Annotated in this window: 16 protein-coding genes and 1 pseudogene; 4 read left to right on the plus strand and 13 right to left on the minus strand. The window is 58.2% G+C overall.

The window, feature by feature from the left end:
• Nucleotides 1-241 precede the first annotated feature (241 nt).
• Together NE850_RS12115 and NE850_RS39465 are read left to right on the plus strand one after the other, a co-directional pair.
• Complete coding sequence (locus NE850_RS12115; RefSeq protein WP_310698803.1) at nt 242-1,720, plus strand: MDR family MFS transporter; 1,479 nt, start codon at nt 242-244, stop codon at nt 1,718-1,720.
• Nucleotides 1,721-2,226: 506 nt separating this feature from the next.
• A pseudogene (locus NE850_RS39465) lies at nt 2,227-2,331 on the plus strand (hypothetical protein); the annotation flags it as partial.
• A gap of 16 nt (nt 2,332-2,347) precedes the next feature.
• On the opposite strand, the gene NE850_RS12120 reads toward NE850_RS39465, so the two are convergent.
• The 8 genes from NE850_RS12120 to NE850_RS12155 form a co-directional block, all read right to left on the minus strand.
• Nucleotides 2,348-2,536: a LysR family transcriptional regulator gene (locus tag NE850_RS12120; RefSeq protein WP_310698804.1), complete on the minus strand. Its 189-nt coding sequence runs from the start codon at nt 2,534-2,536 to the stop codon at nt 2,348-2,350.
• Nucleotides 2,537-2,797: 261 nt separating this feature from the next.
• Nucleotides 2,798-3,730: an electron transfer flavoprotein subunit alpha/FixB family protein gene (locus tag NE850_RS12125; RefSeq protein ID WP_165185234.1), complete on the minus strand. Its 933-nt coding sequence runs from the start codon at nt 3,728-3,730 to the stop codon at nt 2,798-2,800.
• Nucleotides 3,731-3,752: 22 nt separating this feature from the next.
• The gene (locus NE850_RS12130; protein ID WP_165185232.1) at nt 3,753-4,502 is read right to left on the minus strand and encodes an electron transfer flavoprotein subunit beta/FixA family protein; all 750 of its coding nucleotides are present in this window, start codon (nt 4,500-4,502) and stop codon (nt 3,753-3,755) included.
• A gap of 47 nt (nt 4,503-4,549) precedes the next feature.
• Nucleotides 4,550-5,011: a PaaI family thioesterase gene (locus tag NE850_RS12135; protein ID WP_165185229.1), complete on the minus strand. Its 462-nt coding sequence runs from the start codon at nt 5,009-5,011 to the stop codon at nt 4,550-4,552.
• Nucleotides 5,001-6,173 carry an NADH:flavin oxidoreductase/NADH oxidase gene (locus NE850_RS12140; RefSeq protein ID WP_165185226.1) on the minus strand — a complete coding sequence of 391 codons (1,173 nt, stop codon included), beginning with the start codon at nt 6,171-6,173 and terminating at the stop codon, nt 5,001-5,003. The genes NE850_RS12135 and NE850_RS12140 overlap by 11 nt, the downstream gene beginning before the upstream one ends.
• Nucleotides 6,174-6,279: 106 nt before the next feature.
• Nucleotides 6,280-6,939 carry a TetR/AcrR family transcriptional regulator gene (locus tag NE850_RS12145; protein WP_197740211.1) on the minus strand — a complete coding sequence of 220 codons (660 nt, stop codon included), beginning with the start codon at nt 6,937-6,939 and terminating at the stop codon, nt 6,280-6,282.
• A gap of 119 nt (nt 6,940-7,058) precedes the next feature.
• A complete protein-coding gene (locus NE850_RS12150; RefSeq protein WP_165185223.1) occupies nt 7,059-8,216 on the minus strand; it encodes an acyl-CoA dehydrogenase family protein in 1,158 nt (385 codons plus the stop codon).
• Between the two features lie 59 nt (nt 8,217-8,275).
• A complete protein-coding gene (locus NE850_RS12155) occupies nt 8,276-9,436 on the minus strand; it encodes an acyl-CoA dehydrogenase family protein (protein ID WP_197740210.1) in 1,161 nt (386 codons plus the stop codon).
• Nucleotides 9,437-9,701: 265 nt separating this feature from the next.
• Between NE850_RS12155 and NE850_RS12160 the strand changes: the two genes are divergently transcribed.
• Nucleotides 9,702-10,202 (plus strand): 6,7-dimethyl-8-ribityllumazine synthase, encoded by a 501-nt coding sequence (locus tag NE850_RS12160; protein ID WP_165185220.1) that lies wholly within the window; start codon nt 9,702-9,704, stop codon nt 10,200-10,202.
• Between the two features lie 78 nt (nt 10,203-10,280).
• Here NE850_RS12160 and NE850_RS12165 read toward each other — a convergent pair whose 3' ends face one another.
• The 5 genes from NE850_RS12165 to NE850_RS12185 all read right to left on the minus strand — a co-directional run bounded on the left by NE850_RS12165 (nt 10,281) and on the right by NE850_RS12185 (nt 15,220).
• Nucleotides 10,281-11,135 (minus strand): 3-hydroxybutyryl-CoA dehydrogenase, encoded by an 855-nt coding sequence (locus NE850_RS12165; RefSeq protein ID WP_165187377.1) that lies wholly within the window; start codon nt 11,133-11,135, stop codon nt 10,281-10,283.
• A gap of 48 nt (nt 11,136-11,183) precedes the next feature.
• The gene (gene bktB, locus NE850_RS12170; protein WP_165185218.1) at nt 11,184-12,368 is read right to left on the minus strand and encodes a beta-ketothiolase BktB; all 1,185 of its coding nucleotides are present in this window, start codon (nt 12,366-12,368) and stop codon (nt 11,184-11,186) included.
• 35 nt (nt 12,369-12,403) lie between these two features.
• A complete protein-coding gene (locus tag NE850_RS12175) occupies nt 12,404-13,174 on the minus strand; it encodes an enoyl-CoA hydratase (RefSeq protein WP_165185215.1) in 771 nt (256 codons plus the stop codon).
• 249 nt (nt 13,175-13,423) lie between these two features.
• A complete protein-coding gene (locus NE850_RS12180) occupies nt 13,424-14,545 on the minus strand; it encodes an LLM class flavin-dependent oxidoreductase (RefSeq protein WP_165185212.1) in 1,122 nt (373 codons plus the stop codon).
• 159 nt (nt 14,546-14,704) lie between these two features.
• Entirely contained in the window at nt 14,705-15,220 is a 516-nt protein-coding gene (locus NE850_RS12185) for a flavin reductase family protein (protein ID WP_165185209.1), read from the minus strand.
• Nucleotides 15,221-15,441: 221 nt separating this feature from the next.
• Here NE850_RS12185 and NE850_RS12190 point away from each other — a divergent pair, with 221 nt between their 5' ends.
• Nucleotides 15,442-16,395 carry a LysR family transcriptional regulator gene (locus NE850_RS12190; protein WP_165185206.1) on the plus strand — a complete coding sequence of 318 codons (954 nt, stop codon included), beginning with the start codon at nt 15,442-15,444 and terminating at the stop codon, nt 16,393-16,395.
• The last annotated feature ends 54 nt before the right edge of the window (nt 16,396-16,449 follow it).

Genomic DNA, 16,449 nt, shown 5'->3' on the forward strand with positions numbered 1-16,449 from the left:
AACTCTAAGGCCACGAACCGCCACAAATAAAGCCCGACATCCCGAATTGACTTTTCAGCCTTGCTCGACAATCGGTATTTTCTTCATCATTGGACGCCCGAGGCGCCACTGTTATTCGGTGTTTGAGAAATGGTTTTTCGCGCGCAGCGAATAGTGATGATTCGTTCGACGGGCATAATCGACAGGTGCGCCGGCGCATGCGATGCCGCCTTCGAATGTCCTTGATGTCCCAGCGAACAGCATGCCACATACAACTACCGTCCGCCCTCTTGTCGTCATCTCGGTGATGGCCTCGATGGCAATGGTCGCTATCGAGGCGACCATCGTCTCGACCGCCATGCCACAGATTGCGTCCGAGTTAGGCGGTCTTAATCTCTACAGCTGGGTGTTCTCTTCGTTCCTGCTTACGCAGACCGCCTTGACAGTCGTGTTTGGCAAGCTCGCTGACCTGTTCGGACGGAAGCTAGCCATACTCTCTGGCATCGCAGTCTTCGTACTGGGCTCCGTGCTCGCGGGCTTCTCATGGTCCATGCCCGCTATGATTGTATTCCGGCTGATACAAGGCATCGGGGCCGGCGCCATCTTGCCCGTCACGTTGACCATTATTGGCGACCTGTACCCGCCGAGAGAGCGTGGCAAAGTTCAGGGGTATCTCGCAAGCGTCTGGGCCGTATGCGCCGTCCTTGGCCCAACGGCAGGTGGATTGCTGATTCGCGAGCTCTCCTGGGGCTGGATTTTCTGGATAAACGTGCCAATCGGGCTACTGGCCTCAATGGGGTTTGTCTACTTCTACCACGAGGAAAAGCCCCGAGGCCGCCCACAGATTGATGTGGCCGGGGCGGCACTTTTCACGATAGCGGTTGCGGCCCTGATGATGCTGCTCACCGACGCGGGAAGTGCGAGCGGTGTGCGTCTCGGAGTCGAGCTTGCGACGCTCCTGATAAGCAGCATCCTTTTCTTTGTACAGGAACGGCGCGCGGTTGACCCGATGATGTCGTTGAGCCTATGGGCACATCGACCAGTTGCTGTCTGCAACGCAGCGACCGTGCTGACGGGCATGTCCCTGATGGGGCTCACTACGTTCCTGCCAATGTATGTTCAGGGTGTGATGCATCGTACGCCTGTAGAGGCAGGCATGACCCTCACCATGATGATGGTGGGCTGGCCGTCTGGCGCGACCATTGCGTCCAGAACGTTCCACCGTATCGGACTGCGTCGGATACTTGTTTACGGTAGTCTCTTCGTGCCCGCAGGCGCCATCCCTTTCGTACTGATGACAGCAGAAAGTAGCGCGCTTTTTGCCGCAATTGGGTCGGCCGTCATGGGGTTCGGAATGGGCGTGCTGAGCGTCAGCTGCATGGTCCTGATTCAGGAGATTGTGCCCGCGGCTCAGCGAGGTAGCGCAACTGCTTCAAACCTGTTTTCGCGCAATCTCGGCAACACGCTTGGCGCAGCGGTGTTCGGTGCAATTGTGAACTACGGCCTGGCCCACACCAATGGCGCTCCTCCCGTCACTTCGGAAGAGCTCGGTCGCCTGCTTGCCTCCCAAGCTGAGAAGTTTGCCGCCAGCGACGCGCTGAGGCTCGCCTTGCACCACTCTCTGCACGTGATGTTCCTTTGCATGTTCGCGGTAGCCGTGTGCGCCTTCCTTGCGATGCTGTGCGTGCCGTCACTTGACATCACGAAGATGAGCAAGGTGCGTGAAACAGCGGAGCCCTGAATTCAATCCGAACATCTCGGTACCTACTGCTCATCAATGTTCCCGGGTTCTCGCTGAGAGTCTCGGAACCGGGCATCGGCAAACTTCGCGAACGCGAACAAAGCGACAATGCCTACAGGGCTGACGACAAAGAATACAATTAACACGACGACTCCAACCGGACGTTACCAAATCCAGTCTAGGTCGCGCAGCGGCGCTGATAATCGTGAAAATCGCGAATACTCCATTCGCACGGGGTGAATTGCTGAGCAGACAAAAGCGGTACTGTGGCTAGCTATCTAACCAGAAAATAGTGGTAGCGCGCTCCACTGGCACCGAACTGTCCTCGACGATTAGTCTTCAATTCGTTCATGGCGAATTGTGTTTTACCTCGCAAGCGCCTTTCACCCTGCTGACTTGCCACGTACACTTCCCCGTCAAGTGTCGCAGTGCTTGTTTTATGGCATCCCACGACGGCGTCGAATTGTTCTGCGCGCACGCCGCTTTATCCCGTTCAAATTCCTAAAATGTTGAAAGTGACTATCTCCGCGGTATTGACTGCTGCAACCGTATTTCTTTGTGCGCCGGCATCCGCGCAGCAAACTCCGAAGACCCGCGCACAGGTTTCCGCGGAGCTCGAAGAACTTGTCAGTGTCGGCTACCAGCCCGGTTCCGAGCGCACCCAATATCCAGGCGCTCTTCGAGCCGCTGAACAATCTTGCCTACATTGGACTTGCCGGTGCCGAGTGCTTCAGCGGCTTTCGTGAAGCTTCCCGTCTGCGCAACCGCCTCAAAAGCCGTGATTTCTGGAATAGATACATCTGCACGGTCCACCATCGCTAGCTCCATTAGACATGCGCCGTTCCAGACAAAAAGAAGCGCAGGCGGACTATACGTGATGGCCCCGGGACGCCGAAAGGTCGACCTGCCGAATTAATTTTTCGTCGCGGGCTGACAATCAGCGCGAGACTAGCAAGCGCGCAAAAACAAGTTCTTTCCTGACGACCCAGCAGAGGAACCCGAACCCGGCGCCGAAGAAATGGAGCACCGGGTCCGAAGCGGCTTTCCGTTGCCCTGCGCACCGGATTTCCGCTTCCATCAGAGCGTTTCAGCCAGCTCCGGAATCACCGAGAAGAGGTCCCCAACAAGTCCGTAGTCGGCGACACCGAAGATAGGCGCCTCAGGGTCCTTGTTGATGGCGACGATGACCTTGGAGTCTTTCATCCCGGCAAGGTGCTGAATGGCGCCCGATATGCCTATCGCAACGTAGAGCTGCGGCGCGACAATCTTGCCGGTCTGGCCGACCTGATAGTCGTTGGGGACAAAGCCGGCATCGACCGCTGCCCGCGAGGCACCAAGCGCTGCGCCCAACTTGTCGGCCAGCGGTTCAAGCACCTTCGTATAATTCTCCCCGCTGCCGAGCCCGCGTCCGCCTGACACGATAGTGTTCGCGGAGGTCAGCTCCGGCCGGTCGAGTTTGGTCACCTCGCGACTCACGAATTGCGACGTTCCGGCATCCGGTCCAGCAGCGACAGTCTCGACCACCGCCGCTCCGCCTTCATGAGCGACGGCGTCGAAGCCGGTCGTACGCACAGTGATGACCTTGATGCCGTCGTGAGACTGGACCGTAGCGATGGCGTTGCCCGCGTAAATGGGGCGTTGAAACGTATCCGCGCTCTCGACCGCGATGATGTCGCTGATTTGCGCCACATCAAGTCTTGCAGCAATGCGCGGCGTGACGTTCTTGCCGGAAGCTGTCGCCGCGGCGAGGATGTGCGAATAGTTTGCCGCACTAGCGAGAACGGTCTCTGCTACGTTTTCCGCGAGCCCGGCTTCGAGATGCGGCGAATCAGCATGAAGGACCCTGGTTACGCCGGCTACCCTTGCGGCGGCCTCCGCTACGCCGTGCGCATTGAAGCCGGCGACCAGGATGTGAACATCGCCGCCTATCGCTTGCGCGGCAGCAACTGCGTTCAGTGTGGCCACTTTAAGGGCCGAGTTGTCATGCTCTGCAATTACCAGAATCGTCATTTCCCTGTTTCTCCGGATGTCTTCACAGCACCTTGGCTTCGTTCTTCAGTTTCTCAACCAACGCCTTGACGTCAGGAACTTTGACGCCGGCAGAGCGCTTCGGCGGCTCGACCACCTTAAGCGTCCTGAGCCGCGGCGAAACATCGATACCAAGTTCTTCCGGCTTGAGGGTTTCCAAAGGCTTCTTCTTCGCCTTCATGATGTTGGGCAACGTCACGTATCGCGGTTCGTTGAGTCGCAGGTCCGTCGTTACGACGGCAGGCAGTGTCAACGAGAGCGTCTCTGCGCCGCCATCGACCTCGCGAGACACCAGCGCTTTGCCGTCCGTCACGGTCAACTTCGAGGCAAACGTAGCCTGAGGGAGTCCGGCCAGCGCAGCCAGCATCTGCCCGGTCTGATTCGAATCATCATCGATAGCCTGCTTGCCAAGGATGATGAGCTGCGGTTGCTCCTTGTCAACCAGCGCCTTGAGCAGCTTGGCCACCGCGAGCGGTTGCAGCTCCTCGCCGGATTCAATGAGGATGGCACGGTCTGCCCCAATCGCTAGGGCTGTACGGAGCGTCTCCTGCGCCTGCGCGACACCGGCGGACACTGCGATGACCTCCGTCGCAACACCAGCCTCCTTCAGGCGCACGGCCTCTTCAACGGCAATTTCATCGAACGGATTCATCGACATCTTGACGTTTGCAAGGTCAACGCCCGACCCATCCGACTTCACACGCACTTTCACGTTGTAGTCGACCACTCTCTTCACTGGAACGAGAACTTTCAATTCAGAACCTCTTTGCTATGGCTGTTTAATCTTCCAGACGGATGTCTTTACTCGGACGTCGACGCCGAAAACACTCCACTCGCCCGCACCACCAATCGGCCACCCTCGCCGCGAATGACGCACGACGCGAATCTCACACGGCCCGCAGCCTTGTCAATGGCCACGGTTGCCTCAAGCCACTCGCCAATGCGGCCGTTCGAGACAAAATCGATATTCAGGCTGACCGTTCCAAATCTGGTAGGGCGTGGACCAATCTGGAGCAGGTTGAAACCGATGGCATAGTCGGCCAATGTCGCGAGCATTCCGCCGTGAACGTTGCCGCCCTGGTTACGATGGCGCTCAAGCATCCGGCTGGCAATGCACAGGCTGCCCCCAGCATCCTCCCGCATATAGACCGGGCCTACCGTGTCCAGAAAGTCTTCCGATGGCACGGGGCGGAAACCGGCTGGGACGACCCAACCGGCCGTTTCCAGCTCGGAATCAATCTCAGGCGTGGTGTCAGTAGACATGTTGGTGACCTACGGGTCGCGGTACGCCCGCTTCGTCCATCGATTTAATCAGGCGCGCACGCTTGGCCAACCACCAGCCATAAGGAGCGGGCCACCCATCAAAGGTGTCCTGCCCCAGCTCGTGTCGCGCATGCAATGCCCAGTTCGGGTTGTGAAGCGCCTCACGGCCGATGCCAATGAGGTCCGCCTGTTCGCCCTCCAGTACTTCCTCGGCCTGCTGTGCGTTGATGATGAGCCCGACAGCCATCGTCGAGATGCCCGCTCCCGCGCGGACACGGGCGGCGTATGGCACCTGGTGCCCATACGTGCGTGGCAGGCGACTGGAGACCGTCGCAAACCCGGAGATTCCACCCGACGAGCAGTCGACAACATCGACACCCAGTGCTTTAAGCTCTCGCGCGAATGCCACGGTGTCCTCGATGTCATAGCCACCCTCCACGCCATCAACCGACGAAACGCGGCACATCAACGGTTTCTCCGCCGGCCAGACCGCGCGTACCCGCTTCACAATTTCGAGCGGATACGCCATGCGGCGCGTTGCGTCACCGCCATATTCGTCGGAACGCTGGTTGGCGACCGGGGAAAGAAACTCGTGCAGAAGATAGCCGTGGGCACAGTGAACTTCCAGAACGTCAAAGCCCGCGTCAGCCGCGCGACGGGCGGCAGCCTCCCATGCGAGCGCAACCTCTTCCAGTTCACGCCGGCTCATCTCCATCGGTTCGGGCCAGCCATCGGCAGCCGCAATGGCTGAGGGCGCAACGGTCTGCCAGGCGGGCTCGCCGCGCGCAGCCTCTACATCGGTCAGAACACCGTAACCTTCCCACGGGCGCTGCATGCTGCCCTTCCGGCCTGAGTGGCCAATCTGCAATGCCGGGACGGAGCCTTGCGAACGAATGAAGGCTGCGACTCGTGCCAGTGGGGCGACGTGGTCGTCGCTCCAGAGCCCCAGGTCTCCGTATGTGCCGCGTCCATCAGGAGAAACCGCTGCGGTTTCGACCATGACCATCCCGGCACCGCTCTGCGCAAACTTGCCGTAATTGACGAGATGCCAGTCGTTGGCAAATCCGTCTTCAGACGAATAGGTGCTCATCGGGCTGATGACAATGCGATTGGGCAAGGACACCGAGCGCAGCGTCAGTGAAGAGAACAGTCTGGGATTCAAGGCTTACTCCGCAAAAGAAAAAATAACAGCAACTACGGTCGAACGGCGTTACGAGATAGAACAGAGGCGAGCCTGACACCCCAGAGTCCGCTGCCTACGAGCAGCCTTACTTCAGACCATGCCGTACGAGCTTCATGTAGGTGTCCACTACCCACTCAGGCAGCTTCGACTTCTCATGGCCCTTTACATATCTCATGTACAGATAACTTCGGGCCGACTGGAAGATGTAGGCCAGCGCCTCGAGCTCCCTACCGTCAAACCGCTTGATTTCACCGTTGGCCACGCTTCGCTCAAGAGAATGAACGTAGTGCTCGGTGAGCAACTTCATATGCGCCGCGTGGGCGATTGGCGCCGCAACCTCGGCTTCATTTAGCACGCGAACAAATCCGGGATTGGTCCGCAGGTAGGAGAAGAACGCTCTGAAGCCGCGCTCCTCGACTTCCAGAAAGGACTCAGCCCCATGCACCTTCTTGCTGATGTACGCAAGCATGTCGACACCCACATGGGGGAGCAGCACATCAAAGAGCGCCTGGCGCGATTCGAAATACAGATAGAAGGTGCCCTGCGCAATGCCTGCCTCCTCGGTAATCCGGCCGATGGATGCTTCCGCGTACCCATGCCGCCCGACAACCGTCGATGCCGACGCAAATATCCTGTTTCTCAGTTCCTCAGCCCGCATCTCTCGGGTAGAGCGTCTTGCCTTGCCCGCCGGGCGAGGAACGTCCTTGTCTGTCACTTCAGAAGTCATACCGGCTGCCTCGTTCATGTCGTGTCCGCTATCTGCCATCTGCCAAAGGGCGAGATGACGCCCAGCGATTTACGGCTCAGGTCATAGTCATCCCAGGTCCCAGAAAACACGATATTACCGGTGCCTCGCCACTTGCTTCATTGCCGCTTCATCCATTTGTAGATGTTGTTACGCTGGATAGCCGACGAACCGCCGATGATTGGCAGGGCAAGCGAGTCGCGAACGTATCGCTCGACGTCGAAGTCCTTGACGTACCCATACGCGCCGAAGATGGTCTGACACTCGAGAGAAATCGCCTTGCCGGCTTCTGTGGCAAAGAGCTTGGCCATCGAAGTCTCGCCGGTGCACGGCAAATGCCGGTCTGCGAGGCTCGCCGCGTGATAAAGCATCAGGCGGGCCGCGTGAAGGCGGGTCTTCATTTCCGCCAGCTTGTGCTGGACAGACTGATAGTTCCCAATCGCCTTGCCGAACTGCTGCCGCTCGCCCGCATACGTCCAGGCATCATCGAGTGCGGCCTGGCCGATGCCGATTGCCATGGCCGCGACTTCGAGCTTCTCTACATCAAGGCCCGAGCCAAGCACCATTGGCCAGGCGCCATTCCACTTTTCCACGCCTCCGACGATGCTCGACAACGGCAACTCCACATCTTCGAACGTCACGTCAGTCGTGGGGAATCCCTTCAGGCCAAGACCGTTGATTGGCTCAATTGTCACGCCGGCCTGGGTCGGCGGAATCAGGAGAAGCGTCAGATTCCGGTAGCGCTCCTCCTCTGGCCCGGTCCGCACGAGGGCATAGATGTAGTCACTCACGCCTGCCCCGGAACAGAAGCGCTTGGCCCCGTTGACGACGATGGTGTCTCCCCGGCGCTCGGCCCTCGTCCTCATGCTGGCGAGGTCGGAGCCTACATCCGGCTCAGTCCATCCGTAGGCGAAAATCATGGAACCGTCGACCACCCGCGGAAGAATCTCCTCTTTCTGCTGCTGGGTTCCGCACTCGACGATATTCATCCCCGCGTAGCAGGCGGCGTTGATATACGGGAGGGCAACAGCAAGGCTTCTTCGCGCGAGCTCCTCAATGACCACCATCGTGCCAATGATGTTGCGACCGAGACCGCCGTACTCCTCGGGCACTGTCAGCCCGAGTACGCCGAGTCCGGCTAGCTTCTCGAAAACCTCGCGAGGAAACCGGTTTTCCTTATCCCACTTCGCTACTAGGTCCCGAGGCATCTCCTTGTCGACAAATCGACGGAGGGTGTCGCGCAATTGACGAATATCGTCCGACTCTGTGAAATCCACGATGAAGTTATCCTTGACTGTTCAAACCACTACCCGAAAAGCGACGCGAAGCACCTGGACTAGAGCCCCGCGTTGGTCCACTTGTAGATGTTGTTTCTCTGAATCGCCGATGAGCCTCCCATAATCGGAATGAGCAGAGCATCCCGGACATAGCGCTCCGCGCCGAACTCCTTCACATAGCCGTACGCGCCCATAATCGTCTGGCATTCAAGCGCAATGTCCTTCGCGGCTTCTGCGGCAAACAGTTTGGTCATGGAGGTCTCCACCGCGCACCGTTCATGCCGGTTTGCCATCGACGAAGCGTGATAGAGCATCAGCCGCGCAGCGTGCAGGCTGGTCTTCATGTCCGCGAGCTTGTGATTGATGGACTGATAGTCGCCAATCAACTTGCCGAACTGCCGGCGCTCGTGCGCATATGCCCATGCGTCTTCGAATGCCGCGGTCGCAACGCCGGTGGCAACTGCCGCGACCTCCAGCTTCTCGACATCGAGCCCGGAGCCAACCAGCATCGACCACCCTTGATGCCATCCTGCGTCACCGCCAACAATGTTCCACGCTGGCACTTCGACGTTGTCAAAGATGACATCCGTTGTACCCACGCCTTTCATACCGAGGCTGTCGATTTCGGTGATGGTTACGCCCGGCGTGTTCGGGGGAATCAGCACCATGGACAGATTGCGATGCCGCTCACCCTCCGGCCCGCTGCGGACCAGCGTGAAGATGTAATCGCATACTGACGCGCCGGAGCAGAAACGCTTTGCTCCGCTGATGACGACCTTGTCACCCACCCGCTCTGCCCGGGTCTTCACGCTCGCGAGGTCAGCACCGATGTCGGGTTCCGTCCAGCCATACGCAAAGAGCAGACTGCCGTCGACGACTTTCGGCAACAGTTCCCGCTTCTGCTCCTCTGAGCCACACTCGACTAGATTCATGCCGGCATAGCAGGCCGCCATGATGTACGGCACCGAGACGGCAAGGCTGCGACGCGACAACTCTTCAATGACCATCATCGTCGCGACAATGTCGCGACCCGCTCCACCGTATTCTTCCGGGACGGTCAGACCCAGTACTCCCAGCGATGCGAGCTTGGTAAAAACGTCTCGCGGGAACACGTTTTCCCGGTCCCACTTTGCCGCAGCTTCCCGGGGCATCTCTTTTTCGACAAAGCGGCGCAGCGTGTCGCGAAGTTGTTGCATCTCGCCTGATTCAGTGAAGTCCACACTTTCTCCTGGTTGCAGTTCTGCAGATGTGAGAAAGATATGTCCGCACGAATAATGAGTCAACAGTCATTTTATGAACAATCAATCATTCATTCGCAAACTCAAACGTCTTTTTTATCCCATCCGCACTGTGCGGGCGGCACAGCGCCAGACGGTGCCGGCATTTTTCAGATAATGTGAAAAGTGACTTCACGTGATTCGTAGGCCACACAGCCGTTCGCGGCGGTAGCATCGTGCGTATTCGCTCTATCCAAGGTCCTACGCAATGAACGCTTTTGATACCCAATACGCGCTGTCCAACAAGGCAGATGAAGGCCCGCGCAGCCGCATTGCGTTTATCCAGGCTTGCTGGCATCAGGATATCGTCGACCAGTGCAAGACTGCCTTTCTCGAAACCATGCAGTCGCAAGACTACGCGCTAGACGACATCGACTTCTACGAGGTGCCGGGCGTCTTCGAAATCCCGTTGCATGTGAAGATGCTGGCTCAAAGTGGCAAATACGCCGGCATCGTGGCTGCGGGTCTCATCGTTAACGGCGGAATCTATCGTCATGACTTTGTCTCGACCGCAGTCATCAACGGACTCATGCAGGTTCAACTCGAGACCGGTACGCCCGTCTTTTCTGCCGTGCTTACACCGCACAACTTTCACTCGTCCGAAGAACATGTGACGTTCTTCCGTGACCATTTCGTGGTCAAAGGGGTAGAGGTGGCGAAAGCCTGCGTCCAGACAGTCAACAAGATTGCGTCGCTCGCAACGGCTTGAGCCTCAGCCAGACCGACCGAGAATCCAAGGCCCGCCGCTCGATGCAGCGGGCCTTTGTTCATCCACGAGCAGCAGGTTCTAAGCCGCGTACGAATAGACTCCCTGTCCAGTCTTGCGGCCCAGGCGGCCGGCGGTCACCATCTCGCGCAGCAGAGGGCTCGGACGGTACTTGGGGTCCCCGAAATCGGCATGGAAAACTTCCATCACCGACAGGCAGACATCCAGACCAATCATGTCTGCAAGCGCGAGCGGCCCAAGCGGGTGGTTCGCGCCCAGCTTCATACCCGCATCGATTTCCTCGGCCGTAGCCACCCTTTCTCCAAGCAGGAAAAACGCTTCGTTAATCATAGGCACCAGCAGGCGGTTGACGACAAAGCCCGGAGAGTTTGCGACCACGATGGGTGTCTTCCCCGCGGCGATGGCGAGCTGACGCGCGGTTTCCACTGCAACGTCGCTCGTTTGAAGCCCTCGGATAACCTCGACGAGCGGCATAAGTGGCACCGGGTTGAAGAAGTGCATGCCGACTACGCGCGACGGCACCCCGATGTGAGCAGCGAGCCGCGTGATGGAAATTGATGACGTATTGGAGCTGACGATGGTCTGCGCCGACACTGCCTTCACAATCTGCTCGAAGATGCGAAGTTTGGCGTCCACGTTTTCCGTCGCCGCCTCTATCACGAAGTCAACGTCCTTGAGCACTGAGTAGTCCGTGGACGTCGTTACCCGCGCAAGTGCCGCGTCTTTGTCTGCGCCAGTCAACTTCCCCTTTTCGACCAGACGACCAAGCGCGGTGTCAATCTTTCCAACGCCCTTTTCCAGCGCTGCGGTCGAGATGTCGATGAGCACAACCTGCAAGCCTGAAACGCTTAGGGTCTGCGCGACTCCCTGCCCCATCGTGCCGGAGCCCACGATGCCGACCGACTTTACTGCCAGTGCGGCGACCGGCGTACTGTCCTGATTCTGGATTCCCACGGCGCCTCCTCAAATCCGTTCGAAGATGGCCGCAATACCCTGGCCGCCACCAATGCACATCGTGACCAGCGCGTAGCGCCCACCCGTACGCTGCAACTCATAGAGCGCCTTGACGGTAATCAGCGCGCCGGTGGCGCCAATTGGGTGACCGAGCGAAATACCCGAACCATTCGGGTTGACCTTGGCCGGGTCCAGTCCAAGCTCACGTGCGACAGCACACGCCTGGGCAGCAAACGCCTCGTTAGCCTCGATGACGTCAATGTCATCGATGGTGAGACCTGCGCGTGCGAGCGCGGCCCGACTGGCCGGAACGGGACCGATTCCCATAATTTTCGGGTCGACGCCGGCGTGTGCATAGGCGACCAGCCTGCCCAGCAGCTTTGAACCACGGCTCTCGGCCACTTTTCGCTCCATCAGTACCAGCGCCGCTGCGGCGTCATTGATTCCGGAAGCGTTGCCGGCGGTAACCGTGCCGTTCTCCTTCGTAAAAACCGGCTTCAGCTTTGCGAAGTCTTCGAACGCGGGGGCTGTGCGAACGTGTTCGTCAACTTCGAACAATGTCGGACCTTTTTTACCTTTTACTTCAACGGGCAGAATCTGCTCCTTGAAATATCCCCTTTCGATGGCATTGGATGCGCGCCGATGGGATTCGAGAGCTAGCGCGTCCTGCTGCTCCCGGGTCACACCGAACTGCTGTGCCACGTTCTCCGCGGTGACACCCATATGGAATCGATGAAACGGGTCGCTCAGCGCCCCAACCAGCATATCCACCAGTTGTGTATCGCCCATGCGTGCCCCGAAGCGCGCCTGCGGGACTGCGTATGGCGCGCGGCTCATGTTTTCCGCACCACCTGCGACAGCAATGTCAGCGTCGCCCAGCAGGATTGTTTGTGCCGCCGAGATGACCGCCTGCAGACCAGAGCCGCAAAGGCGATTCACCGTGAGCGCAGGTGCGTCCTGTGTCACTCCGCCGTTCACCGCTGCAACACGAGCCAGATACATGTCCTTCGGCTCGGTATGAACGACATTGCCAAAGACAACGTGTCCGACCTCATCACCGCCAACTGAAGCCCGTCGCAGCGCTTCACGCACCACCTGCGCGCCGAGCTCTGTCGGCGCGATGTCCTTCAGGCTACCGCCAAACGTTCCAATGGCGGTACGTACGCCGCTTACGACAACTACTTCGCGTTCCATTTCAACTCCTTGGGGTATTAAAAGTGATTCGCGCCTTATTGGCCGACCTTCCGGAAATCGGGTCTTCGCTTCTCGCCAAAGGCGGCGAAGGCCTCACGAGCTGCAGGCTGCGTCACCATCTTCTGAAACAGGCGGGTCTCTTCTTCGATTCGAACGCTGACAGTCTCAGCGTCGTGGCTTTTCAGCAGGCGTTTTGTCTCCATCAGCGCGGAGACTGGCTTGTCAGCCAGATTCGCTGCCTCTTGCCGCGCATAGGCCAGGACCTCATTAGGAGGCAGCAACCGGGTCACCAGTCCGCCATTGAGCGCCTCTTCCGCGCTGAACTGCCCTCCGAGCAGCAGAGCTTCGGCTGCGTTCCTGTATCCAAAAATCTTCTGCAACAGAAGGCTCGACCCGGCTTCAGGACACACTCCGAGATTCACAAACGGCACGCGGAAACGGGCATCGGTCGCCGCATAGACGAGGTCGCAGTGCAGCAACATGGTGGCCCCGATTCCGACGACCACGCCATTGACCGCAGCAACAACAGGCTTTGGGAAAGTACTAAGCACCCGGATGAATTGCCAGACCGGCGCATCCGGCTCAACGGGCGGGTTAGAAATGAACTCGTCGATATCATTGCCAGCCGAAAACGCCTCCTGGCTGCCCTGAAAGACGACAGCGCGAACCTGGTCGTCACCCGCTGCGTTTTCTAACGCAGCGACCATGTCCGTGTACATCGCTGCAGTAAAGGAGTTTTTCTTCCCGGCGCGGTTGAATGTAATGGTCAGCACGCCAGCACTCTGATTTAAAAGGATGTCTTGCATCGGTGATTTGAGCCTCCAGCCTTACCAAATAAAAAAGCCGCTCGCGTGCCCTTGGAATGCACGCGAACGGCGAAACCAGCACAAGGAGATTCCCCGGTTCCTCAATCGAGAAACATGGAGGTTCAGCGTTCCGGGGCAGCACGCAGAGTTTGTGCATTGCACCGCAGTAATTCGATACATTCGTAGCAGCGCCGACGGATGCCCTTTGCTATCGCGGCAGACGCCGCGATAGCAGACGCAAATTCCTTATTATGCGTGCTCGACCTGTTGCGCCTCCGCTAGTCGGGGCTCCATGTATTCGCTCAGCTTTGGCATCACCCGCTTCGCCGTCAGCTCCATCGAACGGCGCCACAGCGCCTCGTCATCCCATTCATGGAAGGTCGTCAGGAGAGTACCGAACGGGCCGGTTTTCTCGCTGAATGCCACCAGCTGGTCAACAACCGAGTTTGCGTCGCCGGCAATAACCATTTCGCGAATACAATGCTCGATGTTCACCTCGTCGTCCGACATGTCGGGGCGCGACTTGAAGATGCTTGCGTAGCCGATAGCCTTCAAGTGGGTGACCATGAAATCGAAGTACTTGGCCAGCGCGTTGGATTCGCGGGCTAGGTATTCGTCGGCCTCTGCCTGGGAGTCGGCGACGAAGACGGAACGGGCGATTCGCCAGTTGCGTCGGTCAGCCTTGAAACCCGCGCCTTGCGCGCCTTCGCTGTATGACTGCCAGTGCGTGGCCACGGTCGACGGAAGGTTGAAGTTAGCCGAAATCACGTCCCAGTCGTTGGCACCCGCCAGCCTTGCTGTGCTGGAAAAGTTGCTCATCGCCGAAGTCGCCACGCGCGGGAATGGGTTCTGGTACGGAACGGGCATCAGCCCGACGCCGAGCGCCTCGTTCACCGTGTTCTTGATGCTCACCTTGTGATGTGCCGTCTCGAGGTCATACGGTGCGTCCGTATTCCAGATGGCGCGAATCATGGCGTAACACGATGCCAGCATCGCGCCGCTTGCCTTGTGGTCACTGTCAAAGACTTCGAAGTCCGACGCGAGACCGCCGGGGCCTATGCCCATGATGAAGCGGCCCTTCGACATGTGGTCAAACATGGCAGCATCGGCCGCGATTCGGGCAGGATGGTGATGAGGCAGATTCAACACGCCGGTGCACAATTTCATGCGCTGGGTAACCGGAATCAGAGCTGACAGAAACTGCAGCGCGTTGGTAATCGGCTCGGTGCGCTGCGAGGTATGTTCGCCCACCCACAGCTCGTCGAACCCAACCTTGTCGGCGTGAATCGCGCACGCTACATCCATGTCGTACATCTGGTGATACTGCGCGCCGGCAAGGTGCAACGGCTGCATGAACATTCCAAGTTTCATATCATCTCCTGAATCTTTCAACTTGATAAACCGCTAGCGCGCCGCAAGCCTGGCTCGTCGGCGGTTCAGACTTTAGTGGCTGGCGAACTTCGACTCTGCTGACCAGAGTGAGTACCGACTGCCACTCTCCAAGGAACTACTCTTCACACTACTTAGCTTTCAGCTGTCGAGCCGACGGTAACGGCCACCCACATACACCAGCGGTTCGCTCACCTGCGGCAATACCACGTCGATGACGTTGCCGATGATGATGGTGTGGGTGCCATGTTCGATTTCGCGCGCGACTTCGCAGAAAATCGCAGCCTGAGCGTCAGCGAGGTAGCGGATGCCTCTGACGCCGGTTTTCCAGTCACCTTCAACGAATCGCTGGGTACGCATATCCGAGCGGCTAAAAATCGTACTAATCTGCTCGTGCGCAGCCTGAAGCAGGCTTACGCAGAAAAGTCCGGTTTCCTTGATAATCGGGGAGGCGCTGGCAGAGCGATTCACGCAAATCAGGGCAGACGCTGGTTCCATCGAGACCGATGAAAATGCAGTGGCCGCAAGACCGTGGGGGTAATCGTCGCTGTCGACGGTGGTAATGAGCATTACGGACGATGCGACCCGGCTCATGGCGGATTTGAATCCTGCTGCGAGCTCGGGCGTTGCAACAGTCGCCGCGCTATATGCGTGCATCTGTGTCTCCTTCGTGTTTCACTGTCACGACTTTGTGTCGTTAAACATTAGCACTGGAATCACCGAAAACCGTTTTCACATTTAGCGAAATAACTTTTCGCCTTTTCCGAAAAGCTGAAGCCTCTTTGCGAGTGCACTTCCGCCTATACTGGCTCGTACTGGGCTGACATCACGACGACATCAGCGACCAGAATTAAAACGACACTTGAGACAAACGCACCATGGCTGACCGCATACAGGACATGCGACTCTTCCGTCTGGTCGTCCAGACAGGGTCACTTTCAACCGCAGGACGGCAACTAGGCCTTTCGCCTGCGGCCATGAGCGGCCGGCTTAAGGCCATGGAGGAGCAATACGGAGCGCCCCTGCTCAAGCGGAGCACCCGCGGATTGAGCACAACGCCCGAAGGCCAATACCTGTTCGAGAATTCGGTGGGCATTATCGACGACGTCGAATCGCTCGACCGCGCGATTAAAGGCGGTCACGCCGACCTTCAGGGCACAATCGGAATCACCTGCCCCATCGACCTCGGCCGGCAATACCTCTCTCCATTGATTGACGCGTTTATCGCCGAGAATCCGGGGGTTATTTTCCGCATCAACTTCAGCGACCAGGTGCTGAACTTCGTCGACCGCGGTCTCGACATTGCATTTCGTTGGGGAAACCTTCCGGATAGCTCAATGGTGGCCAGACCCCTTGGCAACGACCGACCAGTCGTTTGCTGCTCACCTGACTACATCGATAGGCACGGTCCTCCCCGCACGCTCGATGAACTGCGAAATCACAACTGTTTGATTCTGCTGCGCGATGACTTTCCGCTCGACCGCTGGCGGTTCATGCAGGACGGCTTTTCGACCTCGGTGCAGGTCAAGGGCAACAGGATGACCAACGACGGATATGCCCTGCGTCAATGGGCCGTTGCAGGCTTGGGTGTGTTATGGAAAGGGGCCTGGGAAGTCGGCGCTGACGTTAAGGCCGGGCGACTCGTTCCTGTGCTGGAGGACTACCACCTGCCAGCCCAACGTTTTCACCTTCTAACGGATGGCTCAAAGCGTCTTACAGCACGGGTGAAGACTTTCGTCGATTTTACCGTTCAATATTTCAAACAGATGGAAGAGCCCGCCCGCCATCTCGTAGCGTCCCACTCGTCGCACCTGCTCGACTCGGTCATCTAGCTAGAAAAAGATATCTCCGGTTAAACGTTTAAATAATCCATATTCGATAAATAG

The sequence above is a fragment of the Paraburkholderia sp. USG1 genome, assembly GCF_031570135.1.
GTDB classification, from domain to species: domain Bacteria; phylum Pseudomonadota; class Gammaproteobacteria; order Burkholderiales; family Burkholderiaceae; genus Paraburkholderia; species Paraburkholderia dioscoreae.